This is a genomic window from Bifidobacterium sp. KRGSERBCFTRI (assembly GCF_025908335.1).
On the sequence record NZ_CP109653.1, the window covers coordinates 2,531,885 to 2,558,722 of the forward strand.

The window sequence follows — 26,838 nt, forward strand, 5'->3', positions numbered from 1 at the left end:
TGTCGGTCGCGCCTCCCCGGCTCGACCGGCTCGTTCCGCCCGGGCGTGCGGTTGTCCGCGGCCCGGGTGGAGCCGCTGTCGCGGATGCCTTGGACCCAGCGCCGCGGGGTCGATCGCGCGATGTCGTGCCTGGCCCTGATCTCCCGGGATGGCTTGCCGCTCTCGCACGACTGCGCGATCTGCCGTTTGAACGCCTCGTCGTGGTGGCGGGGATGCTTCGGGTCGGCCATCGTCGGCCTCCAATCCCATGTCATTCGTCCCTCATCGGACTGTCTAATACATTGTAGCCAATCCAATGATGCCCTCGACCTGGTGTTCGAACATGAACGAGAAGGTTCTGCGCTCCACGTCTTTTCTGCCGTCGGTATCCACCACCAGCAGAATTTTCCCATTACGCCAGGCTTCATCCTGCGCGCCTTGGATCACCTGGCCGGCGAAGGGCGATGTGGCCACTCCGTCGCTGATGAAGCCGATGATGTCGGAGCGGCCTCGGGCCAATCCGCGGGCGAGCGCGTTGTGATGGTAGCCGAGTTCGTCAGCGGCCCTGCGCACCTTGCGGCGTGTGGATTCCGTGATCCGCACGTCCCGGTTGTCGTTCACCGCCCATGAGGCGGTTGCGATGGAGATCGGCCACGTCCCGCAATGTCACTTTCGCCATGCCCGCGTATCAGCCCCGTCCGACGCCTAGCGCATCAGGTTGCGCAGGACGTACTGGAGAATACCTCCGTTGCGGTAGTAGTCCGCTTCGCCTGGCGTATCGATGCGAACGACGGTATCGAATTCGGTCGTGGAACCGTCCGCGTGGGTGGCGGTGACGTGGACCGTCTTCGGGGTGACGCCCTTGTTGAGTTCCTCGACACCGGAGATGTCGTAGGTTTCGGTGCCGTTCAGGCCGAGGCTCTCATACGATTCGCCTTCGGGGAACTGCAATGGCAGCACGCCCATGCCGATGAGGTTGGAACGGTGGATGCGTTCGAAGCTTTCGGTGATGACGGCTTTGACGCCCAGCATGACGGTGCCCTTGGCGGCCCAGTCACGGGAGGAGCCGGTACCGTATTCCTTGCCTGCGAGCACGACGAGCGGCACATCATGGTCGATATAGTCGCGAGACGCTTCGAAGATTGTGGTCGGCTTCTTGTCGAGGAAGTCGTAGGTGTAGCCACCAGGGGTGATTTCCTCGCCGACGGAGGCGAGCAACTGGTTGCGCAGGCGGATGTTGCCAAACGTGCCACGGACCATGACCTCATGGTTGCCTCGACGGGAACCGTAGGAGTTGAAGTTCTTCGGTTCGACGCCACGGTCGGTCAGGTATTTGCCTGCCGGGCTGGAGGCCTTGAACGCGCCTGCCGGGGAGATGTGGTCGGTGGTCACGGAGTCGCCGAGCAGTGCGAGCACGCGGGCGCCGTGGATGTCCTTGACCGGATCCGGGGTGGCCTTCATGCCGTCGAAGAAGGTCTGCTTGCGCACGTAGGTGGAGTTCTCATCCCATGCGAACAGTTCGCCTTCCGGCACGTCAAGGCCCTTCCAACGGCGGTCGCCTTCGAACACGGAGGCGTAATCCTTGAGGAACATCTCGCGGCTGACGGTGCCATCCACCACTGCGGCGACTTCCTCATTGGTAGGCCAGATGTCCTTCAGGTACACGTCGTTGCCGTCCTGGTCCTTGCCGAGCGGCTGGGTTTCGAAATCGAAATCCATAGTGCCGGCGAGCGCGTAGGCGATGACAAGCGGCGGGGACGCGAGGTAGTTCATCTTGACGTCCGGGCTGATGCGGCCTTCGAAGTTACGGTTGCCGGACAGCACGGAGGTGACGGTCAGGTCGTTGGCGTTGATGGCCTCGGAGATTTCCGGCAGCAGCGGGCCGGAGTTGCCGATGCAGGTGGCGCAGCCGAAGCCGACCAGCTGGTAGCCGAGCGCGTCGAGATCATCCTGCAGACCGGCGGCCTTCAGATAGTCGGCGACGACCTGGGAGCCCGGAGCAAGTGACGTCTTGACCCACGGCTTGGGCTTCAGTCCCTTGGCATGCGCGTTGCGGGCGATCAGGCCGGCGGCGATCATGACGGACGGGTTGGAGGTGTTGGTGCACGACGTGATGGACGCGATCGCCACGTCGCCGTTCTTGATATCGAAGTCGCCGCGGAAGTCAGTGGATACCGCGATCGGCTTCTGCACGGTTTTGTCGGTTTCGTATGCCGGTAGCGTGGCTTCGAACTTCTCTTTCGATTCGGACAGCCTGATGCGGTCCTGAGGACGCTTCGGGCCTGCGATGGACGGCACAACGGTTCCGAGGTCGAGTTCCAGGTATTCGGAGTACTGCGGTTCTACGTAGTCCGGATCGGTGGCGTCGCCCCAGAGCTTGTTGGCTTTCGCGTAGGCTTCGACGAGAGCGATCTGCTCTTCGGAACGGCCGGTCAGACGCAGGTAGTCGAGGGTGACGTTGTCGATCGGAAAGATGCCACAGGTGGAGCCGAATTCCGGTCCCATGTTGCCGATGGTGGCGCGGTTGGCCAGCGGCACGGAAGCGATGCCTTCGCCGTAGAATTCCACGAATTTGCCGACCACACCGTGCTGGCGGAGCATGTCGGTGATGGTGAGGACCACGTCGGTGGCGGTGACGCCTTCCGGAATGGATCCGGTGAGCTTGAAGCCGACGACGCGCGGCACGAGCATGGAGATCGGCTGGCCGAGCATGGCGGCTTCGGCTTCGATGCCGCCGACGCCCCAGCCGAGCACGCCCAGACCGTTGACGGTGGTGGTGTGCGAATCGGTGCCCACGCAGGAGTCGAGGTAGGCGAGGTCGCGACCGCGCTCCCCCGCCTTGGTCATGACGACTTTGGCGAGGTATTCGATATTGACCTGGTGGATGATGCCGGTTCCCGGCGGCACCACGCGGAAGTTGCGGAAGGCCTGCTGTCCCCAGCGCAGGAACTGGTAGCGTTCGCCGTTGCGCTGGTATTCGATGTCCATGTTCTGTTCGACCGCGTCGGCCACGCCGTACTTGTCGATCTGCACGGAATGGTCGATGACCATGTCGGACTGGACCTGCGGGTTGATGACTTCCGGATCTCCGCCAAGCTCCTTGACGGCGTCACGCATGGTGGCGAGGTCGACGATGCACGGCACGCCGGTGAAGTCCTGCATGACCACGCGGGACGGGGTGAACTGGATCTCGTGGCTCGGCTGTGCGGCCGGATCCCAATCCAACAGAGCCTTGACATGATCATCCGTGATGTTGGCGCCATCGATGTTGCGCACCAGGTTCTCAACGAGAACCTTCAACGAATACGGGAGATGATCGATGCCCGGCAAATCCGCGATACGGTAAAAGTCGTAATCCTTGCCGCCCACCTTCAGGGTGTCGAGCTGGTCGTCGCGCACAGACATGCTACCTCCGAGCTTTTGTGGCTGGTTGAAACTTTCCAGCAGCCGATTATCCGTTGCCAACGATACAGCCACGTTACTTCAGCACTGGCGTGTCTTCTTGAAACGTGAGAAAATGGCGACTATTTTCGGCACGCACCACAGGCACAGCACGAAAACGATGGCGGACACCACAAGCGCGACGCCCGTCGCCGCGAGCATTTCGCCGGACGGTATCACGAGCGCGAAGAAACGCGCGACGGGCGGAATGAACATGCCGGCCACGCCCGCCACGGCGAACGCCAATACCAGACCGCCTCTCCACGAGTTGAGTGGACGGGCCACGCGCGCCAGTACGAAGATGCCCATCATCAGCAGGATAATCGCGTTGACGCCACGAAGCATGCCCAGCTGCGCGGCGGAATGCTGTGCGTCCCAGCCCATGAACTTCGGCAACAGCCACGAATCGGCGAGAATCGACAGAGCCGTGGCGATGCCTCCCGGCAATGCGAAGTGCACCACGCGCCTGAGGAAGCCCGGAATGTAGCGGCGCGTGTTCGGCGCAAGCGCGAGGATGAACGCCGGCATGCCGATGGTGAGTGCGCCGATGTAGGTGATATGGCGGGGCAGGTATGGGAATGGGATCTGCGTCAGCACCACGCCGAGCGAGATCAGCGCGGAATATACGGTTTTGACGAGGAACAGGCTGGCCACGCGTTCCATGTTGGCCATGACCTGGCGTCCACGTGCCACCACATCGGGCAGATGCGAGAATTTCGAATCGACGAGCACCACTTGTGCGACGGCTTTGGTGGCGGGTGCCGCGTTGCCCATCGCGATGCCCAGGTCGGCCTCCTTGATGGCGAGCGCGTCGTTCACGCCGTCGCCGGTCATCGCCACGACATGATCGCCTAGGTGCAGCGCCTGGACGATCGCCTTCTTCTGGTCGGGCAGGACACGGCCGAGCACGTCCACGTTCTCCAGTACTTTCGCCAGTTCCGTGATGTCGGCGGGCAGTTCTCGCGCGTCCATGAACCGTGGCTCCTCGTCTCCGGTGAGCCGTACTTTTCTTGCGATCGCACCGACGGTGACGGGATTGTCGCCGGAGATGATGCGGCAGCGCACGCCCTGTTCGCGGAACCAGGCGAGTGTGGCTTCGGTGTCGTCGCGAATGTGCTCGGAGCATAATACCAGCGCGACGGGCCGCGATGCGGGGTCGATGGCGGGATCGCTTTCGTAATCGGCGGGCGCCTTGCCGTCATGCCGTGCGATCAGCAGCACGCGGTTGCCGTCGTGTGCGGAATCGTTGACCAGTCGAAGAACGTCGGCGTAATCGCCATCCAAGTGGGACAGCACGACTTCCGGCGCGCCCATCGTCCATACCGCGCCGTCATCGGCAATCGAGCTCCATTTGCGTGCCGACGAGAACGGAACGCGCGCCGCGACGGGACCGGCGGAGAATCCCTGCTTGCCCAGTCCGTTGAGAATCGCCAATCCGGTGCCGTTCGGCTGTCCTTCGTTCGACAGGTCGTACAGCGCCTGTTTCACGGCATGTTCGTCAACGGTATTGGCTCCGATGCCATCCAGCATGCGTATTTCGTTGAGCATGATGCCGCCGTCGGTGACGGTGCCGGTTTTGTCGAGGTTCAGGCAGTCCACGCGTGCGAGGGTCTCCACGGATTCGAGCTCCTGCACGAGCGTGTTCTTGCGTGCCAAACGGATGGCGGCGAGCGCGAAGTTGAGCGAGGTGAGCAGTACGAGGCCTTCGGGGATCATGCCGACCACGCCAGCCACGGCGGACACCACGGCGGAACGCCATTGGCCGGTGGAGATGGCTACGTCCCAACCGCCGACCGCGTGCACCTGCGACCAGATGAGCAGCACGCACAGCGGCACGACGAGGAAGGTCATGAATTTGAGGATGGTGTTGATGCCCTTGTTGAGGTCGGACACGGTCTTTTTGTAGACCTTCGCCTGCGCGGTCAAGGTGGCGGCATAGCTGTGCGCGCCGACCGCGTTGACCTTGACCAAGGCCATGCCGGAGACCGCGGTGGATCCGGAATAGATGTCGTCGCCTTCGTTCTTGCGCACGGTGCGCGATTCGCCAGTGAGCATGGATTCGTCGAGTTCCAGGCCCCAGGTGCGCACGATCTGCGCGTCGGCGGGAACCTGTTCGCCGGAGCGGATCCACATGAGGTCGCCGAGCACGATTTCGTTGTGCGGCACTTCGACGTCCTTGCCGTCGCGTCGTACGAGATAGTCGGAGGCTACGAGGATGGAAAGCTTGTCGAGCGTTCGTTTGGCTTTCAGCTCGGTGACGATGCCAATGCCGGTGTTGATGAGGATGACGAGGCCGAACACGGCGTCTCTCCATGATCCCGTGACCAATACCATGACCATGGCGGCGAAGACGATGCCGTTGAACAGGGTGAACACGTTGGCTCGCACGATGTCGGCGAACGAACGTGACGTGGACGATTTGACGGCGTTGACCTGCCCGCTTTCCGTAAGGGCGGCGACTTCCGCTGCGGTGAGCCCCTTTTCACTGGTTTCAGGCATGGTTTGACTTTCACTCATGCTGCCAGCCTACCGCTTGGCGATGCGCACCCGCAGGCTTTTCCCGTAAAGCTCCGGCAAAATTCAGGGTTTTCTCAGGGTGCGTTCAGCGCCACTCATCCGAACCGATTCGAACTCACCCGAATGCGTGGAGCGGTTCACTGTTTGCCGCCGTGGCTGATGGTGGTGACGAGGATTGTTCTGTCGTGCGGGTCATTGTTGGCTATGCCGGCTACCGCGTCGGCAAGCGGCGTCGCATCCGTCATGCGGTCGTTGATTGTGAGCGTCGCAGCGAACAGCGTGCTGTCGGTCGGCGTGGCGATCGGGTTGAGCAGTGCCACTGGAATGCCCGCCTGTCTTGCGGTTGTCAGCGTGTCGTACCAGCCGTCATGGTTCACGCCGGACATGTCGATTCCCGAAATGACGATGATGCTGACCATGCGTTGCGCCATATCCTCGACCGCTTGCCGGGCGGTGTCCTGCATGTCGACCGTGCCGGCGACCGGCAGATACACCGGCCTGAGCCCGCCCGCCTCCATGGCATCCAACGCCAGGCGATCGGTCTGTTCGTCTTGGGAGCCGATCATGGCCACGTCGAGACTGTTGCGGTCCTTCATGCTGTGGGCGACCGCATCGCCTGCGGACTGCGTATCTCCCACCGCGGCATTGTTCGGCGTGCAGCCGGCCAGCATGGAGATGCCGAAGACGGCTGCAAGGAGACCGGCTGCGGCACGCCGCGCGAAACCGGTCATCGTGTGGCTTTCCTGAATAGCGCCACCGTTTCGACATGGTGGGTGGTCGGATAGATGTCGAATGCGCGAATATCGGCAAGATCGTATCCGAGCGAGGCCAATGTGGCGGTGTCGCGTGCCAGCGATGCCGGGTCGCAGGCGATGTATACGACGCTTCGCGCGCCGGATTCGGCGATCTGCCTGCATACCTTCGCACGTGCGCCGGCACGCGGCGGATCAAGCACCACGATATCGGGTTTGGCCAAATCGTTGCGTACGTTGGCAAGCGTCTTGGCCACATCGCCCACACGGGCGTCGACATTGCCCAAATGGATGGCCCTCAGATTGCGTTGCGCGTGTTTGACAGCGGTCTTGCCACCTTCCACGCTCAGCATGCGCGTGCGGCCGGCGCTTAACGTGGCCAACGGCAGCGTGAACAGGCCGGAACCGGAATACAAATCCCACAGGCATGCGGAAGTGGCGCCGTCAAGCTCGCCATGCACCAAGGACATCACATGGCCGGTCAACGCGATCGGCGCGTGACGGTGCATCTGCCAGAATCCGCCGGCGTCCACACCATATTCGAATTCACGTCCGCACACCGTCACCTTTTCGGTAAGCTCGCGATTGCCCGCCGTCACCTCGCCATCGACGAGCACGGCGTAGTTGTCGGCGATTTCGGCATTGCCGCGAGGCTCGGGAACAGACAGACGAATCTGCGATCCGGGAGTGAATCCCCCATCCCACACGTGTTCCTTCTCGGCCACGTTAAGCAACGCGCGACTGGCCAACGGCATGGTGTCGATCGGCACACGCACGTGGGTGCCGCGTCTGCGCATGGACGGTCGGCCGTTCTCGTCCGCGATCATCTCGATGCGGGTACGCCAGTGCAGCCCCTGCTCCGCCTCATCCTCGGGCATGCGCTCGATCGGCACGTCAACGTCGACATGGCCGAGACGTCTCATCTGTTCGGCGATGGACGTGGATTTCCATTTAAGCTGTCCGGGCAGTGAGACGTGCACCAAATCGGCACCGCCGACGCCGCCGCCCATGGCAAGCGGACCCGCCAACGGCCATACGGGTTCGACGCGGTCCTCGCTGGCTTCCAGCACTTCCGTCACTTCGCCAGTCCAAAAACGGTCCTCGCGATCATGTGGCTCGTCCAACACGACGCGTACCAGCTCGCCCGGCAACGCGAATCGCACGAACACGACGCGTCCGTCGATGTGGCCGACGCAACGGCCTTGGTCGGCATATCGTTCGATGCGGATGGTCGATTCCATCAGTGCTGTTCCTCCGTTTCGTTGTTGTCGTCCATCGCGTCGGCGTTTGGTTCGGCCAACGTCTTATGCCGATGCATGGGGGTGGCCACGATGAGGTACGACACCCAGATGGCCAACGCCCAGAACGGAATGCCCATGAGCAGACGTGCAGTGCCGAGCCAGCCGACCTGGTTGGACAGGTACAACGGCACCTGCACCACCAGTCGCAGTGAGAACACACCGATCCACAACGCGGTGATGATGGTGTACGCGCGGTTCAATGCCTTGTCGCCACGCCAATCGGCAAGCCATGCGCGCAGATGCTCGGTTGGCAGTGTCCGGATGAATTCGATCACCAAGCCAAGTCCCGGTACACGTACCATCAACGAAATGGCGAGCAGCACGATGTAGAAGGCGTTGGTCAGGAATCCGAACATGTAGTAGTTGCGCGCCTCGTGGCTGTTCCATGCCCAGATCAGGCAGATGCCGACTGCCAGAAGGCCGGAGACGGCGCCCATGACGGATTGGCGTTGGCATAGGCGGACGATCACCTGCAGTACGGCGAGGGCTGCGGATACGCCGATGGTCAGATGCAGGTCGGAGGTAATGACGAACATCACCACGAACACCACGCCCGGCAGCATCGATTCGACGACGCCGCGCGGACCGCCGATCGCGTCAATGACGGAGAAATCGTCGGCATCGCCGGCGTCGGCGAGCGCGCCGAGGCCGGTTCTTTTCTTGATTTCGGTTTCAGCCATGCGTTTGTGTTTTCGTGGTCGTCGTTCGCTCAGCGCACTTCGGAGAACATCGGTCCACGCGACAACGTGGTCTTGACCTCGACCTGCTGGTCGGAGTCAAACGGTCCCTTCGGCTGGCCTGGAATGTCCATCGTCCTGCCTGCCTGTTCGGCTTCGGCGGCTTCCTTGGCGGCCTTGCGTTCGGCCGGGGCGACCGGCGGATGCATCGGGATGAGGTCACGCGGGGCCAGCGGGTCCTCGCCGCGTTCCACGACGATGTTGGAGAAAAGCTGGTTCAGCGCCTTGGTTTCGGCGTGGTCCGGATCGGTGGCGGCTTTGCCGGAGAAGATGCCGCGCAGCATCCACCGCGGTCCGTCCACACCGACGATGCGGGTGACGACCTTGCGTCCGCCCTTGACCACGACCGGCAGTGTCAGTTCGGTGCCGAACACGCCGTCGGTCTCCTTGGCGTCTTTGTTGGCCTCAACCAAGTCGGCGCGCACGTCATCCCACAGTCCCATGGTCTTCGGCGCGGCGAAGGCTTCGATCTCCACGCTGGAGGATCCGTAGGTGATGGTGGTGCCGAGCACCTGCTGGGTGGCGCGGTTGGCCTTCACGCGCAGTTCGATGCCTTGGAGGAACGGCAGATAGTAGGCACCCATGTCGAGGTATTCGTCATAGTCGGGCACGTTCTCGTCGTCGACGTCCCACGGACCGTGCTCATCGCCACGGCCGTCGTACTCATCGGACGGTTCCGGAAGGATGGTTTCCTGAATTCCACCGGCGGGCGCCTCGGCGGTTTCGGAGATGGCCTCATCGGCCTTGTCGTTCTCTTCGGCGGCGGCTTCAGCGGCTTCCTCGCTCTGACGCTTCTTCTTGCCGAATCCAAACAGTCCCATGATGTTCCTCATTTCATTACGGTTGCAACCGTGACTAGCCTAGCACCCATGCTTAATACGGGCTGGGAATCGGAGTGTGTCCTCCCGTTGCCCGGCATTGGCCGGATGACGGCCGCAAAAACTCACACGTCGTAGGTGATGCTCAGCGGCGCATGATCCGACCATCGCAGGTCGTAGGTCGGAGCTTTGTCGATGACGAATCCGCGGGCCGTTTCGGCGAGTTCGGGTGTGGCGAACTGGTAGTCGATCCTCCAGCCGACGTTGTTGTCGAAGGCGCGGCCCCGCTGGCTCCACCAGGTGTACGGTCCTTGGATGTCTCCGCACAGGGAACGCATCACATCCACGAATTCCAACTCCCCCAGCCATTTGTCCACGTAGGCGCGTTCCTCGGGCAGGAAGCCGGCGTGCTTCTCGTTGGCTTTCGCGTTCTTGATGTCGAGCGGCGTGTGCGCGATGTTGAAATCGCCGCACAATACCGCCTGCTTGCCGCCGTGCGCCGCTTCATCGCGCAGTTGTCCCATACGTACCAGCATGGTGTCGAGGAAACGGTATTTCTGCTTCATTTTCTCCGGATCGTCAGTGTTGCCGGCGTGCACGTACACGCATACGACAGTGACGGTGTACCCTTGCGGGGTCTTCACATCCGCTTCGATCCAACGGCCGGAATCGACGTCCTCGGCAAGTCCCGGCAGTCCGTAGCGCTTGTCGATGACGGGCAGCGCGGAGAGCAGACCGACGCCGGCGCGTCCCTTGATACGGCAGATCTCGTTCATGCGATCAAGCCCGCTTTGGTCGGCGATGCGTCCGGCGGTCGCGTATTCGAAGCCGAATTCGTCGAAGATGGGGTCGATTTCGTTTTGCGGGGCGCGTACTTCCTGCATGCACCACACGTCCGGCGTGTTCTTCGCGGCCCATTGCTCGATGCCTTTGCGTTTCGCCGCGCGGATTCCATTCACATTCGATGTCGTGATTGTGATCGTCATAGCGCCTTAGCCTAGCCGGAATACAAGAAAACCTCCCTTGTGGGAAGGGAGGTTTTCCAGATGGCTGACGCGATCAGTCGAGTCCGAGCTGCAGCTTGCCGCCTGGGATGGCGTCCAGCAGGTCGCGGGTGTACTGCTTCTTCGGATGGTCGAAGACCTCGTCGGTGGTGGCATGCTCCACCAGCTTGCCGTGCTGCATCACCACGACCTCATCGGCGATCTGACGCACCACCGCCAGATCATGGGTGATGAACAGGTAGCTCAGTCCCTTTTCCGCCTGCAGGTCGTTGAGCAGGCGAAGCACCTGGTCCTGCACCAGCACGTCCAATGCGGAGACGGCCTCGTCGCAGACGATCACATCCGGATCGAGGGCCATGGCGCGCGCGATGGCGATGCGCTGCCTTTGGCCGCCGGAAAGCTCGTTCGGATAACGGCTCATCACCGATTCCGGCAATTCCACCATGTCGATGAGCTCGCGCACACGCTTGGCACGGCTCTTCTTGTCTCCGATGCCGTGGATGCGCAGCGGCTCCTCGATGGACCGGTAGATGGAGTACATGGGGTCGAGCGATCCGTACGGGTTCTGGAACACCGGCTGCACATGACGTCGGAAGTCAAGCAACTCCTTGCCCTTGAATCCGGAGACGTCTTTGCCGTCGTAGGTGACGGTGCCGGCGGTCGGCTCAAGCAGTTTCAGCACCATGTTGGCCACGGTGGATTTGCCGGAACCGGATTCGCCGACGATGGCCAATGTGGTGCCCTTCTTGATGGAGAAGCTCACATCGTCGACCGCCTTGAACATCTCCTTCTTGCGCGGCAGTTTAAATTCCTTGGTCAGGTGATCCACCGTGATGATGGCTTCGCCCTTCTTCAGGGAATCCTCGTTCACCGCGTGCTCCATGACCGCGGTGGCGTCGCCGCCATGCTCCTTGACGGAGATGATGCGCTGCGATGCCAAGGACGGCGCAGCGGCGACCAAACGCTTGGTGTACGGATGCTGCGGATGCTGCAGCACTTCCAGTGAAGGACCGGATTCCACGACCTGGCCCTTGTACATGACCACGATATGCTGGGCGCGTTCCGCGGCCAGACCGAGATCGTGGGTGATGAACAGCACCGCGGTTCCCAGGGAATCGGTCAGCATGTGCAGATGGTCGAGGATCTTCTTCTGCACGGTCACGTCAAGCGCGGAGGTCGGCTCGTCGGCGATGAGCAGTTCCGGACGGCAGGCCAGACCGATGGCGATCAGCGCACGCTGACGCATGCCGCCGGAGAATTCGTGCGGGAACTGGCGGGCACGGGTGGCGGCGTCAGGCAGACCGGCCTCGGACAGCAGACCGGCGATGCGGTCGTCCATGGTGGAGCCGACCACATACTTCTTGGCGATGTACCATGCGTCATCGTCCTTCACCCCGGCCTTGATCAGGCCATCGGCCACACGCCAGCGGGTTTCGGATCCCGGAACCCATTCCTCGGCGAACCGGGCCATGATCTTGTCAAGCTCGTCACCGCTCTTGCCGATCTTGACAAGAGCCTCCTTGGCCGCGGCGATCAGATCAGGCAGTTCCTTGGAACCAAGGAAGGTCTCATCGTCATTGCCCTTGAGCTCCACTTCGTCACCGGCCAGGGCCTTGGCGAATTCGGAACGCTTTTCGTGGTCGATGTCCATGTTGTTGGCCACCAACGCTTCCTTGACCTGGGTGCCGATGCGCCACACCGGGTTCAGGTTGCTCATCGGATCCTGCGGGACAAGACCCATCTTGCTACCACGGAGCTTGTCGAAATCCTTCTGCTTGAAGCCGGAGATCTCCTGGCCATCAAGCTTGATGGAGCCGCCGACCACATGGCCGGTTCCCGGAAGCAGGCCAAGCACGGCCATGGCGGAAGTGGATTTGCCGGAACCGGATTCGCCGACGATGGCCACCCACTGGCCGGGATACACGCTGAAGGACGAGTTGCGCACGGCATGCACGGCCTTGCCTTCATCGGTGGTGAAGTCGACCTGGAGGTTCTTGACCTCCAACAGCGGCCCGTGGGCGCGCTGCATGGCCTCGAGGTTGTTCTCGGTATTCATTTCAGTCATCGAATATCCCTTCACTTACACTCAGGCCGTACGGCTCTTCGGATCGAGCGCGTCCTTGACGGCGTCGCCCATCATGATGAATGCCAGCACGGTGATGGCCAGCGCGGCGGACGGGTAGAACAGCACCATCGGGTCAGTACGCAGGATGGACTGCGCGTTGGAGATGTCTCCGCCCCAGCTGACCGTGGTGGTGGGCAGGCCGACGCCCAGGAAGCTCAGCGTGGCCTCGAGCACGATGTAGGTGGCCAGCGAGGTGGTGCCGACCACGATGATCGGAGCCAGCGAATTCGGCAGGATGTGGCGGAACAGGTTGCGGATCGGGGTGGATCCCAGAGCGGTGGACGCCGTGTTGAATTCAAGGTTCTTGGCTTCCATCACAGCACCTCGCGCGATTCGTGCCACGGAGGTCCAGCCGAACAGCGTCATCACCAGAATGATCTTCCAGATGGAGCTGCTCGTTTTGAACATCTGGAGCACCACGATGGCGCCAAGCAGAATCGGCAGCGCGAGGAAGATATCGGTCAGTCGGCTCAGCACGGCGTCGACCCATCCTCCGAAGAAGCCGGCGATTGCGCCGATCAGCGTTCCGAGCAGCACCACCAGCAGTGTGGCGAACACGCCGACGCTCAGCGAGGTGCGGGTGCCGTAGACCACACGGGAGTATACGTCGCAACCTTGCAGGTCGAAGCCGAACGGATGGCCTGAGGAAGCCGGCTCAAGGGAATTGTCGAGCGTGCAGTAGTTCGGGTTCTGCTTGGTCAACACGCTCGGGAACAGCGCCACGAACACGATGAAGATGATCAGCAGTCCGGAGATGATGAACAGCGGGTTCTTACGCAGGGTTCGCCATGCGTCGGCCCACATGTTCGAAGCCGGTGCGGATTCGTCCATCGAGTCGACGGCCTTCAGGGGCGTCTCATCGAGCGGTGCCACATAGCGTTCCTGTCCCGGAAGCACGGTGGAAGGATTGGTCTCATTCATTTCGGTCATTTCTTGTTCCCTCCCTCGACTCACGCGTAACGGATTCGCGGATCAAGCGCGGCGTACAGCATGTCGACCAGCAGATTGCAAACCACGAAGATCAGCATGAGCAGCGTCACGATGGACACCACCAGGTTGCCTTCTCCCTTGAGGATGCTCTGATAGGTCAGGTAGCCGATGCCATGCACGTTGAAGATGGTTTCGGAGATCATCGCGCCGCCCATCAGTGCGCCAAGATCCTGGCCCAGATAGGTGACGACGGGGATCATGGAGTTGCGCAGCACGTGGCGCAGCATGACGGATTTGTTGTCCATGCCCTTGGCGCGCGCGGTGCGCACATAGTCGAGGGCGATGTTGGACGAAATCTCCGTACGGCTCAGACGGATGATGTACGCCATCGATACAGAGCCAAGCACCATGGCCGGCATCAGCAGATCAAGGAATCCTGGATTCGTTCCGGCGGTGACCGGCAGCAGATGCCACTTCACACCGAGGAAGTACTGGCAGAGGAAGCCGGTGACGAAGGTCGGCACGGAGATGAGCAGCAGGGAGAAGATCAGGATGACGGTATCGCACCACTTGCCCTTCTTCAGGCCGGAGATCACACCGAAGATCACGCCGAAAACCGCTTCGAACACGAAGGCCATCAGGGCGAGCTTGATGGTCACGGGGAAGGCGCGGCCGATCACGTCGATGACAAGCTGTCCGGAGAAGGTCTTGCCGAAGTCGAGGGTCAGCGCGTTCTTCAGGAACAGCAGATACTGGACGATGAACGGCTTGTCCAGATTGTATTCGGCACGGATCTGGGCCGCGACCGCTTCGTTGACCGGCTTGTCGCCGAACATCGCCTTGACCGGGTCGCCCGGCAACGCGAACACCAGGGCATACACCAGAAGCGTCGTGCCGAGAACCACAGGGATCATCTGCAGAATGCGTCGCAGAAGATACTTGCCCATTGGTTTCTCCTTTTGATTACTCACTCGTTCGCCAGCCGTTTGCGGCTTCGTCCCCTACGCTCACGCGTATAGGACATGAGGCCCGGGGCGGCCGGCGCTTGCCCCATTACGTATCAGTGATACTGCACCACAATGCTTTATATTGCAGTTTCATGAAAGACAGCTGAAAATATACCCCACGCGCGGACATCTTCTGTTGATGTCGCATGTCCAGCCGTCATGGACCTCCGATGGAAGCCCCGTTTATTACGCGGAAAGGAAGGAACGGATATTCGAATCCGTTCCTTCCTTCATGTCGATCCTACGAAATCAAAATCAGAGAACGGCTCACTTGCCGGACTTGGTCATGTTCTCGTAGACCGGCAGGTTCTGCCAGTTCATCTCGAAGCCGGAGACACCGGTCGAGGCCACACCATAGGCATTGGCGTAGTACAGCGGAACGGCCGGCAGGTCGTTGAGCAGCACTTCCTGTGCCTGCTGGTACAGCTTGTTGGCGTCTGCGACGGACTTGGAGGCAGCGGCCTTGTCGCACAGCGCATCGAACTCCGGGTTCTTGTAGTCGCCATCGTTGGAGCCGTTGCCATCGGCAGCGGCGGAGGCGAAGTTCTGCACCAGGTAGTTTTCGGCGGACGGGTAATCCGGCTGCCAGCCGCTACGGAACGCGCCGTTCACCTTGCGGTCGGACACGGCGGTGCGGAAATCGTTGAAGGTCGGGTACGGGTTGGTGGCGGCCACGCCGGCGCCCAGCACGTTGTTGATGGAGTTGACCACGGCGGTGTAGATGACTTCGTGGCCACCATCGGCGTTGTAGGCGAAGGTGAGCTTGTCATCGGAGGTCCACGGGCTGATGGCGTTGGCCTTCGCCCACAGTTCCTTGGCTTTCTTCTCGTTGTACTTCAGGTTGCCGGAACCCTTGAGGGAATCGGAGTAGCCCGGGGTCAGCGGGGAGGTGAAGTCGGCGGCCGGGGTGCCGGTGCCGTTGAGCACCTTCTTGCAGATGTTCTCGCGGTTGATGGCCATGGAGACGGCCTGGCGACGCAGGGTGCCTTCCTCGGTGTCGGCTTCGAAGTGCTTCAGCTTGGCCGGGATGGTGAACTGCTGGATGACGGAGCCGGCCTTGTTGTAGGCCTGTACGGTGGAGTCCTTCTGGAAGGTCTTGGTGGCGGAGGCCGGGACGGACTCCATCACGTCGAGGGAACCGGACTGGATGTCGGCGTAGGCGGCCTCATCCTTGGTGTAGACCTTGAAGGTCACGCCGTCGTTCTTGGCGACGCGGTTGCCCTTGTAGTCGGGGTTCTTCACCAGCACGATCTGGTTGTCGTGGTCCCAGGACTGGAACTTGTACGGGCCGTTGCCGACCGGCTTCTCGCCGAAGGCCTTCGGATCCTTGAAGAAGGATTCCGGCAGCGGAGCGAATGCGGTGTAGCCGACCTTGATGGCGAACACGGAGTCGGAACGGTTCAGGTCGACGGTGAATTCATGGTCGTTGACGACCTTCAGGCCCTCGAGCTGTTCGTCGCCCTTGAGCTTGTCTCCATCCTGGAGCTTGTCGTAGCCCTTGATGGTGGAGAAGAAGGAGGAGCCGAGCTGTGCGTTCTTGGCGTTGGCCGTGTAGCTCCATGCCTTGGTGAAGGATTCGGCGGTCACCGGGGTGCCGTCGGTGAACTTCCAACCATCCTTGAGCTTGATGGTGTACTGGGTGGCGTCATCGTTGGACTTGATGGACTCCGCCACTTCGTTGGAGGCGTTGCCCTTGGCGTCGAAGGAAATCAGACGTGCGAACAGCAGGTCGAGCGGCTTGCCGCCGCCGGTCTCGTTGCAGTCGCCCGGGATGAGCGGGTTCTGCGGTTCGGAATTGTATGCGGTGATGACGTTGGAACCCTTGTCAGCGGTGGAGTCACCGTTGGAAGAGCCGCAACCGCTGAGCAGCATGCCGAATGCGCATGCGGCCGCAGCGAAAGCCAGAGCTTTCTTCTTCATGGAATTCATATTCTCCTTATCCATTATTTCCAGAGCCGTAAGACCCTGCTCAAAAAGAAGGCGGGCGTCAATACCGTGGCATCAACGTCCGTCTTCGTTCTGATGGTGGGTTCATTATCGCTCGATTGAGGGACAACCGCTCCATATCCGAGGGAGGCCCATGCAAAATAGCCAAATCAAAACTCATCATCTGATAAAACAATCCGTTTTTCCCTCTTATCGCCGGGACAACTTATCCGCATCGTGTGTATGGACGGACGCGGACATATCCGTTCGCTGTCAGCGTACTTTGCCAATCCGCGTCACGCCCGTGGAAACGCCTGCCCGTATCGTGCCTTCAACTGTTCGATGGACACGTGTGTGTAACGCTGCGTGGTCTTCAGCGAGGAATGCCCCAGCATCTCCTGCACCTCACGCAGGTCCGCTCCCCCGTCGAGCATATGGGTCGCCGCACTGTGGCGCAACGCATGCGGACTGATGTCTGGCACGCCGGCCTCCCGTGCCCGGTCGTGCACCACCTTGCGCACCATACGTTGATCGATCCGCCCGCCCTGCGATCCCAAAAAGAACGCGTCGTCCGACATGTCACCGCATAGTACGGGACGGCCATGTTCCAGCCAATCGCGCAAGGCCTTGTCGGCTGGTGCGCCGAATGGCATGACACGCTGCTTGTCGCCTTTGCCGGTCACTTTCACCGTGCGGTTGCCGAATGTCACGTCGGCCACGTCGAGTCCGACCAGTTCCGCCACACGCATGCCGGTGGCATAGAGCAGTTCCAGCATGGCCGCGTCACGCAGCGCGATCGCCTGTTTTTTCATATTCGGTTCCTGCGATCGCGCCTCCATGCCGTCCTCATCAACGCGGTCCATCAGCTGCTGCGCCTGCGTTTCGTTCAATACCGCCGGCAGCGTATCGGGGATTTTCGGCGTCTGCAACGAAGCCGCCGGGTTGGCGGACGCCATGTCATGGTCGTACGCCCATGCGAAGAATCCACGCACGGCGACGGTTTTGCGCGCCATGCTGCTGCGTGCGTGATTTTTGGACGATTCGGCCATCCACAGGCGCAAATCCTCGATGGTCACCTCATTCAGATCCACGCAACCCTGTTTCCGCAACGCCACCAAGCATTCCTCGACATCGCTGCGGTACGCCCTGCGGGTGTTTGCACTCAATCCACGGTTGGCTTTCAGATAGGCGTCGAATCCGTCCAACGCATCATCGAAACACATGCAAACCACCTTCCGCTTCGTCTGAAATGAACAGACACCACGCAGACACCGTATAAATGCCATTCCGCAACGCGATCGAATGTCATCTCACGCGATGGCACGATTCCATTATGTCCCCATACCGATAGACTGATGACGATTAGGCATCCTACGAACAGGCGGTATTATGACTCGTCATTCCATTCATGACGTACAGCATCCGACAGCCGAAAACCCCGATGATGGGATTGTGGCCCGCGCCATCGACCTGACCAAGGTCTACGGCTCAAAAGACAACGAAGTGATGGCGTTGGATCATGTGAATGTGGAATTCAAGCGCGGTGAAATGACCGCCATCATGGGCCCTTCCGGTTCCGGCAAGTCCACGCTCATGCATTGCATGGCCGGACTCGACGCCCCTTCGTCCGGCAAGGTGATGGTGGAGGGCCTCGAGGTCTCCTCCATGAACCAGAAGCAGCTGACGGATCTGCGCCGCGAACAGATCGGGTTCATTTTCCAGTCGTTCAATCTGGTGCCGACGCTGTCCGCCGAGGAGAACATCCTGCTGCCATTGCAGATAGCGAAACGTCCGATCGACCGCGACTGGTTCAACCAAGTGGTCAAGGTGGTCGGTCTGGAGAAGCGGCTCACGCACCGTCCAAGCCAGCTGTCCGGCGGCCAGCAGCAGCGTGTGGCCTGCGCCCGCGCCATCATGGCACGACCGTCCGTGATCTTCGCCGACGAGCCGACCGGCAACCTCGACTCGCGTTCCAGCCGTGAAGTGCTTGGCTTCCTGCGCGATTCGGTACGCGACTACGGCCAGTCGATCGTCATGGTCACCCACGATCCGCGTGCGGCCTCCTTCGCGGACCGTGTGCTGGTGCTCGCCGACGGCAACATCACCCGCGACATGCAGCATCCGACGTACAACGAGATTCTTGAGGTGTTCGCCGGCGACGACGACATCGACGATGTTTCCAAGTACGCCGCCTCCACCGCCGTTCCGACCGTGACGGAGGACTCGCAGGCATGATTCGCATAGGATTGCGCGACGCGCGCAGCCATTTCGGCCGTTTCATCATGTCGATCGTGGCCATCGCGCTCGGCGTGAGTTTCGTGGTCGGCTCGTTCTGTTTCCGCGAAATGCTCAACAACCAGGTTTCACAGATGATGTCCACCAATGCGGACCATGACGTGTACGTGCGCGGTTCGCAGGAGAAGAAAAAAGATTCGTCGGCGATGTCGATGGGATCGACGAAAAACTACAACGATGTCGACGTCGATCTGGCGGGTACGATAGCCAAGGTCGACGGTGTTTCCTCGGCACGCGTCGTGCACATGCTGTCCGGCGTAGTGCTGCTCGACAAGCATGGCGATGCGGTGACCACCATGGGGTCTCCGACGCTCGCCATAGGCATGGGCAAGTCGTCGCCGTGGCGGTCCGCCAAGTTCACGACCGGCACGTGGCCGAAGAACGGCGATGAGATCGCCCTTCATTCCTTCGCCGCCGAACAGTCGGGTCTGAAGGTCGGCGATAAGACGAAAATCGTCTATCCGGACGGCGCTCATAAGGTGACCGTCAGCGGCATCTTCACCACCGATGCCAGCCAGGCAGGCGCCATCATCATCGCCATCGATCCCGCGACGGCCAAGGAACAGGCGAACAAGCAATCGGACGATCCGGACAAGACTGCGTTGATCAGCGTCTACGGCAATAAGACCACGCCGCTTGACGACAACGCGCAGCAGCAGCTGGCGGACCGTATCAACAAGGCGCTGCCGAGATCGGCGAAGGCACATGCCATCACCGGTGATGAATACCGTGACGAATCAACCAAATCCACGCAGGACGCGCTCGGCTTCATCCAACCGCTTATTCTGATTTTCGCGGTGATCGCATTGTTTGTCGGCTCGTTCATCATCGCCAACACGTTCTCCATGATCGTGCGCGAGTCGATGCGCGGCTATGCGCTGCTGCGTTCCATCGGCGCTTCTCCCCTGCAAGTGTTCTCCACGGTGATCGTGCAAGCTCTGTTGCTGGGCCTGGTAGGTTCGCTCGCAGGCATCGGGCTCGGCTGGGGCATGGTCAAACTCATCGCATCCGGTTTGGCGAATATGGGTATGCCATTGACCGGCGCCACCAATCCGACCGTTTCCGACATGCTCGTCGGCCTTGTGGTCGGCATTGTGGTGACGTTGATCGGTGCGGCCCTGCCGGCGCGAAATGCGGCGCTTGCCCCGCCGATTCAGGCGATGAACGAAACCGTCAATCCGGAAAAGTCTGTCCTCGCACGTGGCATCCTCGGCACCGTCATGGTGCTGTTGGGCTTCCTGAGCTGGGGCTTCACCTACGCTTTGGCCGCCGCGGATGGTGACGGCGGTCCGACGCCGTGGAAGGCGCTCAACAGTATCGCTGTCGGCTGGCCGCTCGGTATTGGCGCGGCGCTGGCCGTGATCGGCGTGATTGTGGCGGGACCGGCATACGTGTCCACCGCGGGCGCGGTGCTCGGCTGGCTGCCATCGAAGGTCTTCACCGTGACCGGGCGTCTCGCGCAACGTAACATTTCTCGTTCGAAACGTCGCACGTCCAACACCGCAGCCGCCCTGTTCGTGGGAGTGGCGATTGTCAGCTGTCTGGGCGTGGTGGCCACGTCGGCGAAGGCTTCGGTCAATTCGCTGGTGGATACCGGGCTCAAAGCCGATTTCGCCGTATCTTCGGCTTCGGCCGGGCAGATTCCCGACCAGGCCATCAAAGACATCAAAAAGGTCGATGGCGTGAATCATGTGGTGTCGAACCGTGTGGTGCTTGGTGTGAAATATGACGGCAAAGCCATCAACGGGTTCACGTTCGCCACACAGCCGGAACTGTTCACCAAGATCTTCGCCGCCGAAACCACCGAAGGTGATGCCGCTGCCGCGTTGAAGGATGGCAAGCTGCTCGTCGGCAAGACCATTGCCGACGATCGTGGATGGCATGTGGGTCAGAAGGTCAAGGCCACGGCCGAGAACATCGTGGTAGACAAGGAGGCCACAGCCAAGGCGCAGGCCGATTACCAGGCCAAGGTGCAGGCGCATGTGCAGGAATTGCAGTCGCAGGCCCAGCAATTGGCCGCATCCGGCGACTTGACAGGAGCGCAGGCCAAGGCTTCGGAAATCGAACAGTACACGAACGACGCCAAGAACGTCGATCCGAAAACGCTGGTCAAGACGAAGAAGGTCACCACCGGAAAGACGCTGACCATCGGCGCGATCGTGTCGAATTCCGTATACCGCGATTTCGCGATCGTCAACGACGATTTGGCCGAGCAAATCGGCAACAAGCAGACCATGTTCGTCATGCAGGCGTTCGTCACGGACAAGCGGGGCGCCGACACGGCCCAAGTCAAGAAGGCCCTGAAGAAAACAATCAAGAAATACTATACAATCGTCGTGTTCGATCGTGACGAGTACAAGTCCACGATGAGCTCGATGATCGATCAGATGCTCATGGTCCTGTACGCGTTGCTGGCTTTGTCCATCATCATCGCCATTTTCGGCATCGTGAACACGCTGGCGTTGAGCGTGTCGGAACGCACCAAGGAGATTGGTCTGCTCCGTGTCATCGGCACGTCACGTGGCCAGGTGCGTGGCATGCTTGGCATCGAAGCGGCGATCATCTCCGTGTTCGGCACGGTGTTGGGTTTGATCGTCGGCGTCGCCGCGGGAGTGGTGATTCGTGCGGTCTACGCGTCCGAAGGTTTGGAGACGCTGGCGATTCCGTGGTTGCAGCTGCTCGTGTTCCTGCTGCTATCGATTGTGGTCGGTCTGGTGTCCAGCATCTCCCCCGCCTCCCGCGCGTTGAAGCAGCCGGTCCTTGACGCCGTGGCGAGCGAGTGAGACAGTTGGAGCGGAACATCGAAAGGAGGCAGCAATGCCTATTCCCAATGAGATTCCAGTAGGAGCGCGCATCGTGGTGCGCACCTTGGAAGGCGTCGATCCTACCGATCATCGTATGAAGTTCCGCGATTACGTAGGCCACGTGCGTTCGTGGGACGGTCAGAAACTGGAGATGACGCGCGATGCGGCGGCGAACGGCTCACGTCCCGAGCAGCGTGTCACGATTCCCGCCGACGAAATCGTGACGATCAAGCCGGTGCCGGAACGTTCCATGACTCGGCCACGTCCGTAGTCGCATACCTCCCCCTACCGCGCGCAAAGACAAGAGCGCCGCAATCGCACTGATTTTCTGCGATTGCGGCGCTTTTGCATAGCGATGGCGTCAGTCGTCAGACCACGGAACGCGCCTGCGCGATCGCGGTACGCTCGCCGTCGAATCGCACGATATGCTCGCCTCTGCGGGCGGATTCCAGCAGCGTGCGCTGCCAATCGTTTTCGGGAATCGACAGTTCGACCGTCGCGCAATGTTCGGCGTACTCCGGCTGCCTGCTGGCGGCCTTGTAGTCGCGGAACGGTTGGCCTTGGGCGAAGAAACGGTCCATTTGCTTCACGTCGCCTTCCGTAGGGCGCACGCCGGTATCGGCCATGTCATGCAGCACGTTGGCCACCAACGTCAATCGGTTGGCCATGTTGCGTAGCAAGGTCTCCACGTTGGCCGCGTCCTCCTCCACCATGGCACGTGTGCGGTTCGGATCGGTCAGCGCCACGCGCGTCATGTCACGCCAGGACCCGGCTGCGAGCGCGGCCGCGATGTTGCGGTTCGGGTTGGCCACCAGCTCGTTGATCATGGCGGTGGCGATGACGTGAGGCATATGTGAGATGAGCGCGGCGCAACGGTCATGGGTGGCGTCGTCAAGTACGATGAGCCGGTTGCCGCAACGGTTCACGATCATGTCGGCCACGGCGCGGAACCGGCGGTATTCGGTGTGTTCGTCGACGGTGATGGCCCAGAGCGCGTCGTCATAGAGTGTCGGGTCGGATGCCTCCCAGCCGGACAGTTCGTTGCCGGCCATCGGGTGTGCTCCGACGTAGCAGCCGTCAAGACCAATGGCTTTGACTTGGTCGCGGACCATGCCTTTGACGCTGCCCACGTCGGTGAGCGTGGTTGTTTCCGTGTCGATCAATGGTTTCAATGCGCCGAGGATTTCGGGCATGGCCTTGAGCGGGTTGCACAGTACGAGCACGTTCGGTTTGGTTTCGGCGAGTGCCGCCAAGGTGGGTTTGCAGATGATGCCGTCGGCTTCGGCGGTGGCGTAGGGGCGGTCGTTGTGGTTCCATGCGGTCACTTCGCAGCCGGCGTTGACGAGTCGGCGTGCCAGTGATCCTCCGATGAGGCCGAGTCCTACGATTGCGATGCGTGGCTTCACCACATCAGCTCCCTTCTGACGGTTTCGTCGTTCTGCCAATCGTCCGGCAGGTGGCTGTCGTCGAGTCGTACGCCGCCTTGCGGCAGCATCCATGAGGTGACGGGCGGGTTGGGGTGTTCCCTCCGCGGGTAGACGGCGAGTGTTTTGGCCCAGTCGCCATGTTCTGCGATTTCCACAAGCGCGTCGCGGAAACGTTCCTTCCAAGGGGCGGCGTCGAGGGTGACGATGAAGCTGTATGTGCCGGTGCGTCCTTTGATGGGCCGTGAGATGAAGCTGGTCATGTTCAGTCCCGCGTCACGGAACACGTCGAGCAGGTTGGCGAGCACGCCTGGGCCGGTGACGAGCGGGATGAGCGTCAATACCGATTCGTATTCGACGTTAGCTTCGGCGCGTGGTTTGGCGAGCAGCCGTGCGACTTCGGCGCGTGGCGAGAGCACGAGGAAGTCGGTGGCGGCTCCTTGGTAGTCCTGGATGGCGGTGCCGATGCGGGTGATGTCGTACAGTTCGCCGCAGATGGCGGGACCGAAGGCGATTTCACCTGGGATAAGGTCCCGGCAGGCCGCCGCGTTGGATGTGGCCGGCTGTGTGGAGAGCCGATGTTCGGCGATGAATCGTTTGCATTGCGCGAGACCGTGCGGATGGGCTGTGGCGATGCGCGCTTCGGCTGGATCGGCTCCTTGCGCCACGTATGCGTCGAATTCGACGTTCACACCGACGCGTGCGAATCCGACAAGGTCCTTCGCGTCGATCAGCGCGTCGAGGTTGGGCACCACGTACCCTTCGACGTTGTTCTCCCAGGCCACGATTCCCCAGCCGTCGCCGTGCTGTGCGGCGTCGAGAATCTGCGGCACATCGTCCATGGGCATCAGGTCGAAGCCTTGCGGTTCGAACCGTGCCAACTCTTGGGCGGCATTGACGGCCGCCTGATGGGTGAAGGTGCCTTGTGGCCCCAGATAGAACAGCTTGCGTGCGCTCATTGCCGCCTGTGCCTCCTTGTTGCGGGTCATCCTAAGCACCTTAGCGCATTCGCGAGGCTGTGGAGGGGTCTAGTCCACCGGTTGGGCGGTGTCATGGTCCGGTTCAGACGATTCGTTCTGGTCATATTCCGTGGAGTCATCCTCAGTGCGCGGCGGCATCGTGAACCAGCTCTTGGGCAGCGCCAGCATGATCAATGGAATCAGCACCACGCCGTATAGCCAGAAATAGCCGGCGTTGTTGCTGAAATACGGCAACGTCGCCGTCTCGCCGAATCCGACGGGAATCATGGCGTCCCCGCCCGGACCGTAACCGGCCATGACGGTCCAGACCACCAGTGATGAACTGATCAGATGCAATGCGAGGCCCGACACGCCATCACGTGAACGCGCCGACCATGTCGAGATGATGACCAGAGCATATGCGATCACAAGACCGTAGGGAATATTCGCCGACGCGCCCATGCGGTGCGCCATCGTGCCGATCACGCCGACGACGGCACCGGCGAGCAGGTCAACCAAAAACCGCGCCCATACCGGTAGACGATGCGACCACGGCAGCAGCCTGCGGTCGATGCCGTCCTGTGATTGCGATTGCGGTTCCGGCTGTGTTTCCTGCGTGCGTTGCGTCATGTCCTCCACTATGCCCTACGTTCCTTACAAAACAGCAAGAAAGGCAAGAGATACGCGGAAAACCGCCGACATCTCTTGCCTTTCTTAAGCGTTTAGCTCACTAGCGGAACACACTACCGTTCCCGCGAAGCGCCAAAACAATGCGAAGAATCACTTGTTATTCTGAGCGTTGTTCTGGCGACGCTGCTTGGCGCGCCACTTGTACCAATCCTCACGGCTCAGAATGATCTTGCGCACGCGGATGGACTCCGGAGTGACTTCCACGCACTCGTCCTCGTTGGCGAAGTCCAGGGACTCTTCGAGGCTCATCTTGATCGGCGGGGTCAGGGTTTCCAGCACGTCCGCGGTGGCGGAACGCATGTTGGTCATGTGCTTGGCCAGCGTGATGTTCACATCCAGCTCGTCCGGCTTGTTGTTGATGCCGACGACCTGGCCCTCGTACACCGGGGACTGCGGCTCGACGAAGAAGTTGCCGCGTGCCTGCAGACGCTGCATGGCGTATGGGGTGGCGACGCCCTGACGGTCGCAGACCATGGAGCCGTTCTGGCGGGTCACGATCTGGCCGGCCCACGGAGCGTAGCCAGCGGAGATGGAGGAGGCGATGCCGGTGCCGCGGGTGGCGGACAGCAGCGCGGTGCGGAAGCCGATCAGACCACGGGACGGCACAGTGAACTGCAGACGGACCCAGCCGGTGCCGTGGTTGGTCATGTTGTCCATGCGGCCCTTGCGGTCGGCGAGCAGCTGGGTGACGGCGCCCATGTACTCTTCCGGCACGTCGATGGTGGTGTTTTCCATCGGCTCGTTGACCACGCCGTCGATGGTCTTGGTGACCACCTGCGGACGGCCGACGGTCAGTTCGAAGCCTTCACGGCGCATCTGCTCGGCAAGCACGGCCAGTGCGAGTTCGCCACGGCCCTGCACTTCCCAGGCATCCGGACGGTCGGTCGGCAGCACCTTGATGGACACGTTGCCGATGAGCTCGCGGTCGAGGCGGTCCTTGATCATGCGGGCGGTGAGCTTGTGGTCCTTGCCTTCGGTGCCGGCAAGCGGGGAATCGTTGATGCCGAAGGTCATGGAGATGGCCGGGTCGTCAACGTGGATGAGCGGCAGCGGACGCGGATCGTCCGGGTCGACGATGGTCTCGCCGATCATGATGTCGTTCACGCCGGCGACGGCGACGATGTCGCCAGGACCTGCGGATTCGACCGGGGTGCGCTCCAGGCCCTGCGTACGCAGCAGCTCGGACACGCGGAAGTTCTCGATGGAGCCGTCCACACGGGACAGGCCGTAGGTCTTGCCCTTCTCAAGGGTGCCGTTGTAGATACGGACCAGACCGAGTCGGCCGAGGAAGTCGGAGGAATCGATGTTGGCGACGTGGGCCTGCAGCGGAGCGCCCTCCTCGTATTCCGGAGCCGGAATGTTCTTGATGATGGCCTCGAACAGCGGCTCGAGGTTGTCGTTGTCCGGCAGACCGCCGTTTTCCGGCTGGTTTTCGGAAGCGTAACCGGCCTTGGCGGCGCAGTAGATGACCGGAAGGTCGAAGAGGGAATCCTCATCGAGGTCGATGCCTTCCTCGATGACGTCCTGGGCCAGGCCGAGCAGCAGGTCGGAGGATTCACCGACGACTTCGGAGATTCGGGCGTCCGGACGATCGGTCTTGTTCACGCACAGGATGACCGGAAGCTTGGCTTCGAGGGCCTTGCGCAGCACGAAACGGGTCTGCGGCAGCGGGCCTTCGGAAGCGTCGACGAGCAGCACGACGCCATCGACCATGGAGATGCCGCGCTCCACCTCGCCACCGAAATCGGCGTGGCCAGGGGTATCGATGATGTTGAGGGTGATGCCTTCCGGATGGCCGTACTTGGCGGCCAGCGGGCCGGTGTACTGCACCGCGGTGTTCTTGGCGAGGATGGTGATGCCCTTCTCGCGTTCCAGATCGTTGGAATCCATCACACGGTCCGGGACTTCCTCACGCTCGTTGAACACGTGGGACTGGGCCAGCATCGCGTTGACCAGGGTGGTCTTACCGTGATCGACGTGTGCCACAATCGCTACATTTCGGATATCGCCGCGAACCGCCATCGAAACCTCTCTTAGTGTTGCTGTTCTCTTACGTAAACGTTCGGTACGTACATGCTATCGGTACTTAAAAATCCGTACTTACACACAAACCGAGCCAATTCTAGCGA

20 protein-coding genes and 1 pseudogene are annotated in these 26,838 nt (G+C 61.3%); 3 read left to right on the forward strand and 18 right to left on the reverse strand.

Annotation, left to right across the window (positions count from 1 at the left end; translation table 11 throughout):
- The 14 genes and pseudogenes from OGI63_RS10980 to OGI63_RS11045 all read right to left on the reverse strand — a co-directional run.
- Window positions 1–230, reverse strand: a pseudogene (locus tag OGI63_RS10980) (IS3 family transposase); the annotation flags it as partial.
- A 43-nt stretch (window positions 231–273) separates the two neighbouring features.
- Window positions 274–582 (reverse strand): hypothetical protein, encoded by a 309-nt coding sequence (locus tag OGI63_RS10985; protein WP_231836955.1) that lies wholly within the window; start codon window positions 580–582, stop codon window positions 274–276.
- Window positions 583–684: 102 nt separating this feature from the next.
- Window positions 685–3,384, reverse strand: coding sequence for an aconitate hydratase AcnA (gene acnA, locus OGI63_RS10990; protein WP_011743408.1), 2,700 nt, complete (start codon window positions 3,382–3,384; stop codon window positions 685–687).
- 78 nt (window positions 3,385–3,462) lie between these two features.
- Window positions 3,463–5,937: an HAD-IC family P-type ATPase gene (locus OGI63_RS10995; protein ID WP_011743409.1), complete on the reverse strand. Its 2,475-nt coding sequence runs from the start codon at window positions 5,935–5,937 to the stop codon at window positions 3,463–3,465.
- Between the two features lie 137 nt (window positions 5,938–6,074).
- Window positions 6,075–6,668 (reverse strand): hypothetical protein, encoded by a 594-nt coding sequence (locus tag OGI63_RS11000; RefSeq protein WP_011743410.1) that lies wholly within the window; start codon window positions 6,666–6,668, stop codon window positions 6,075–6,077.
- Window positions 6,665–7,930 carry a class I SAM-dependent RNA methyltransferase gene (locus OGI63_RS11005; protein ID WP_011743411.1) on the reverse strand — a complete coding sequence of 422 codons (1,266 nt, stop codon included), beginning with the start codon at window positions 7,928–7,930 and terminating at the stop codon, window positions 6,665–6,667. The genes OGI63_RS11000 and OGI63_RS11005 overlap by 4 nt, the downstream gene beginning before the upstream one ends.
- Window positions 7,930–8,670, reverse strand: coding sequence for a DUF3159 domain-containing protein (locus OGI63_RS11010; RefSeq protein WP_011743412.1), 741 nt, complete (start codon window positions 8,668–8,670; stop codon window positions 7,930–7,932). Before OGI63_RS11010 ends, OGI63_RS11005 begins: the two co-directional genes overlap by 1 nt.
- Before the next feature lie 29 nt (window positions 8,671–8,699).
- Window positions 8,700–9,548 carry a DUF3710 domain-containing protein gene (locus tag OGI63_RS11015; protein ID WP_011743413.1) on the reverse strand — a complete coding sequence of 283 codons (849 nt, stop codon included), beginning with the start codon at window positions 9,546–9,548 and terminating at the stop codon, window positions 8,700–8,702.
- Window positions 9,549–9,670: 122 nt separating this feature from the next.
- Window positions 9,671–10,531, reverse strand: coding sequence for an exodeoxyribonuclease III (locus OGI63_RS11020; RefSeq protein WP_003810666.1), 861 nt, complete (start codon window positions 10,529–10,531; stop codon window positions 9,671–9,673).
- 73 nt (window positions 10,532–10,604) lie between these two features.
- Complete coding sequence (locus OGI63_RS11025; RefSeq protein WP_011743414.1) at window positions 10,605–12,614, reverse strand: dipeptide ABC transporter ATP-binding protein; 2,010 nt, start codon at window positions 12,612–12,614, stop codon at window positions 10,605–10,607.
- A gap of 21 nt (window positions 12,615–12,635) precedes the next feature.
- Window positions 12,636–13,604 (reverse strand): ABC transporter permease, encoded by a 969-nt coding sequence (locus OGI63_RS11030; RefSeq protein WP_003810669.1) that lies wholly within the window; start codon window positions 13,602–13,604, stop codon window positions 12,636–12,638.
- A gap of 20 nt (window positions 13,605–13,624) precedes the next feature.
- A complete protein-coding gene (locus OGI63_RS11035) occupies window positions 13,625–14,551 on the reverse strand; it encodes an ABC transporter permease (protein WP_011743415.1) in 927 nt (308 codons plus the stop codon).
- A 327-nt stretch (window positions 14,552–14,878) separates the two neighbouring features.
- Window positions 14,879–16,531: a peptide ABC transporter substrate-binding protein gene (locus OGI63_RS11040; protein WP_035011216.1), complete on the reverse strand. Its 1,653-nt coding sequence runs from the start codon at window positions 16,529–16,531 to the stop codon at window positions 14,879–14,881.
- Between the two features lie 302 nt (window positions 16,532–16,833).
- Window positions 16,834–17,760: a tyrosine recombinase XerC gene (locus tag OGI63_RS11045; RefSeq protein ID WP_041777355.1), complete on the reverse strand. Its 927-nt coding sequence runs from the start codon at window positions 17,758–17,760 to the stop codon at window positions 16,834–16,836.
- Between the two features lie 166 nt (window positions 17,761–17,926).
- Between OGI63_RS11045 and OGI63_RS11050 the strand changes: the two genes are divergently transcribed.
- Genes OGI63_RS11050 through OGI63_RS11060 form a run of 3 tightly spaced genes read left to right on the forward strand, consistent with a single transcriptional unit; the run spans window position 17,927 to window position 21,907 of the window.
- Window positions 17,927–18,772, forward strand: coding sequence for an ABC transporter ATP-binding protein (locus OGI63_RS11050; protein WP_011743418.1), 846 nt, complete (start codon window positions 17,927–17,929; stop codon window positions 18,770–18,772).
- Window positions 18,769–21,615 (forward strand): ABC transporter permease, encoded by a 2,847-nt coding sequence (locus OGI63_RS11055; RefSeq protein ID WP_011743419.1) that lies wholly within the window; start codon window positions 18,769–18,771, stop codon window positions 21,613–21,615. Before OGI63_RS11050 ends, OGI63_RS11055 begins: the two co-directional genes overlap by 4 nt.
- 34 nt (window positions 21,616–21,649) lie before the next feature.
- Complete coding sequence (locus OGI63_RS11060; RefSeq protein ID WP_021913854.1) at window positions 21,650–21,907, forward strand: DUF6725 family protein; 258 nt, start codon at window positions 21,650–21,652, stop codon at window positions 21,905–21,907.
- 97 nt (window positions 21,908–22,004) lie between these two features.
- On the opposite strand, the gene OGI63_RS11065 is transcribed toward OGI63_RS11060, so the two are convergent.
- The 4 genes from OGI63_RS11065 to typA all read right to left on the reverse strand — a co-directional run bounded on the left by OGI63_RS11065 (window position 22,005) and on the right by typA (window position 26,731).
- The gene (locus tag OGI63_RS11065) at window positions 22,005–23,135 is read right to left on the reverse strand and encodes a prephenate dehydrogenase (protein ID WP_080505094.1); all 1,131 of its coding nucleotides are present in this window, start codon (window positions 23,133–23,135) and stop codon (window positions 22,005–22,007) included.
- Window positions 23,039–24,019: a prephenate dehydratase domain-containing protein gene (locus OGI63_RS11070; protein WP_264309071.1), complete on the reverse strand. Its 981-nt coding sequence runs from the start codon at window positions 24,017–24,019 to the stop codon at window positions 23,039–23,041. Before OGI63_RS11070 ends, OGI63_RS11065 begins: the two co-directional genes overlap by 97 nt.
- Before the next feature lie 69 nt (window positions 24,020–24,088).
- A complete protein-coding gene (locus OGI63_RS11075) occupies window positions 24,089–24,649 on the reverse strand; it encodes a hypothetical protein (RefSeq protein WP_011743422.1) in 561 nt (186 codons plus the stop codon).
- A 150-nt stretch (window positions 24,650–24,799) separates the two neighbouring features.
- Window positions 24,800–26,731: a translational GTPase TypA gene (gene typA / locus OGI63_RS11080; RefSeq protein ID WP_003810688.1), complete on the reverse strand. Its 1,932-nt coding sequence runs from the start codon at window positions 26,729–26,731 to the stop codon at window positions 24,800–24,802.
- Window positions 26,732–26,838 lie beyond the last annotated feature (107 nt).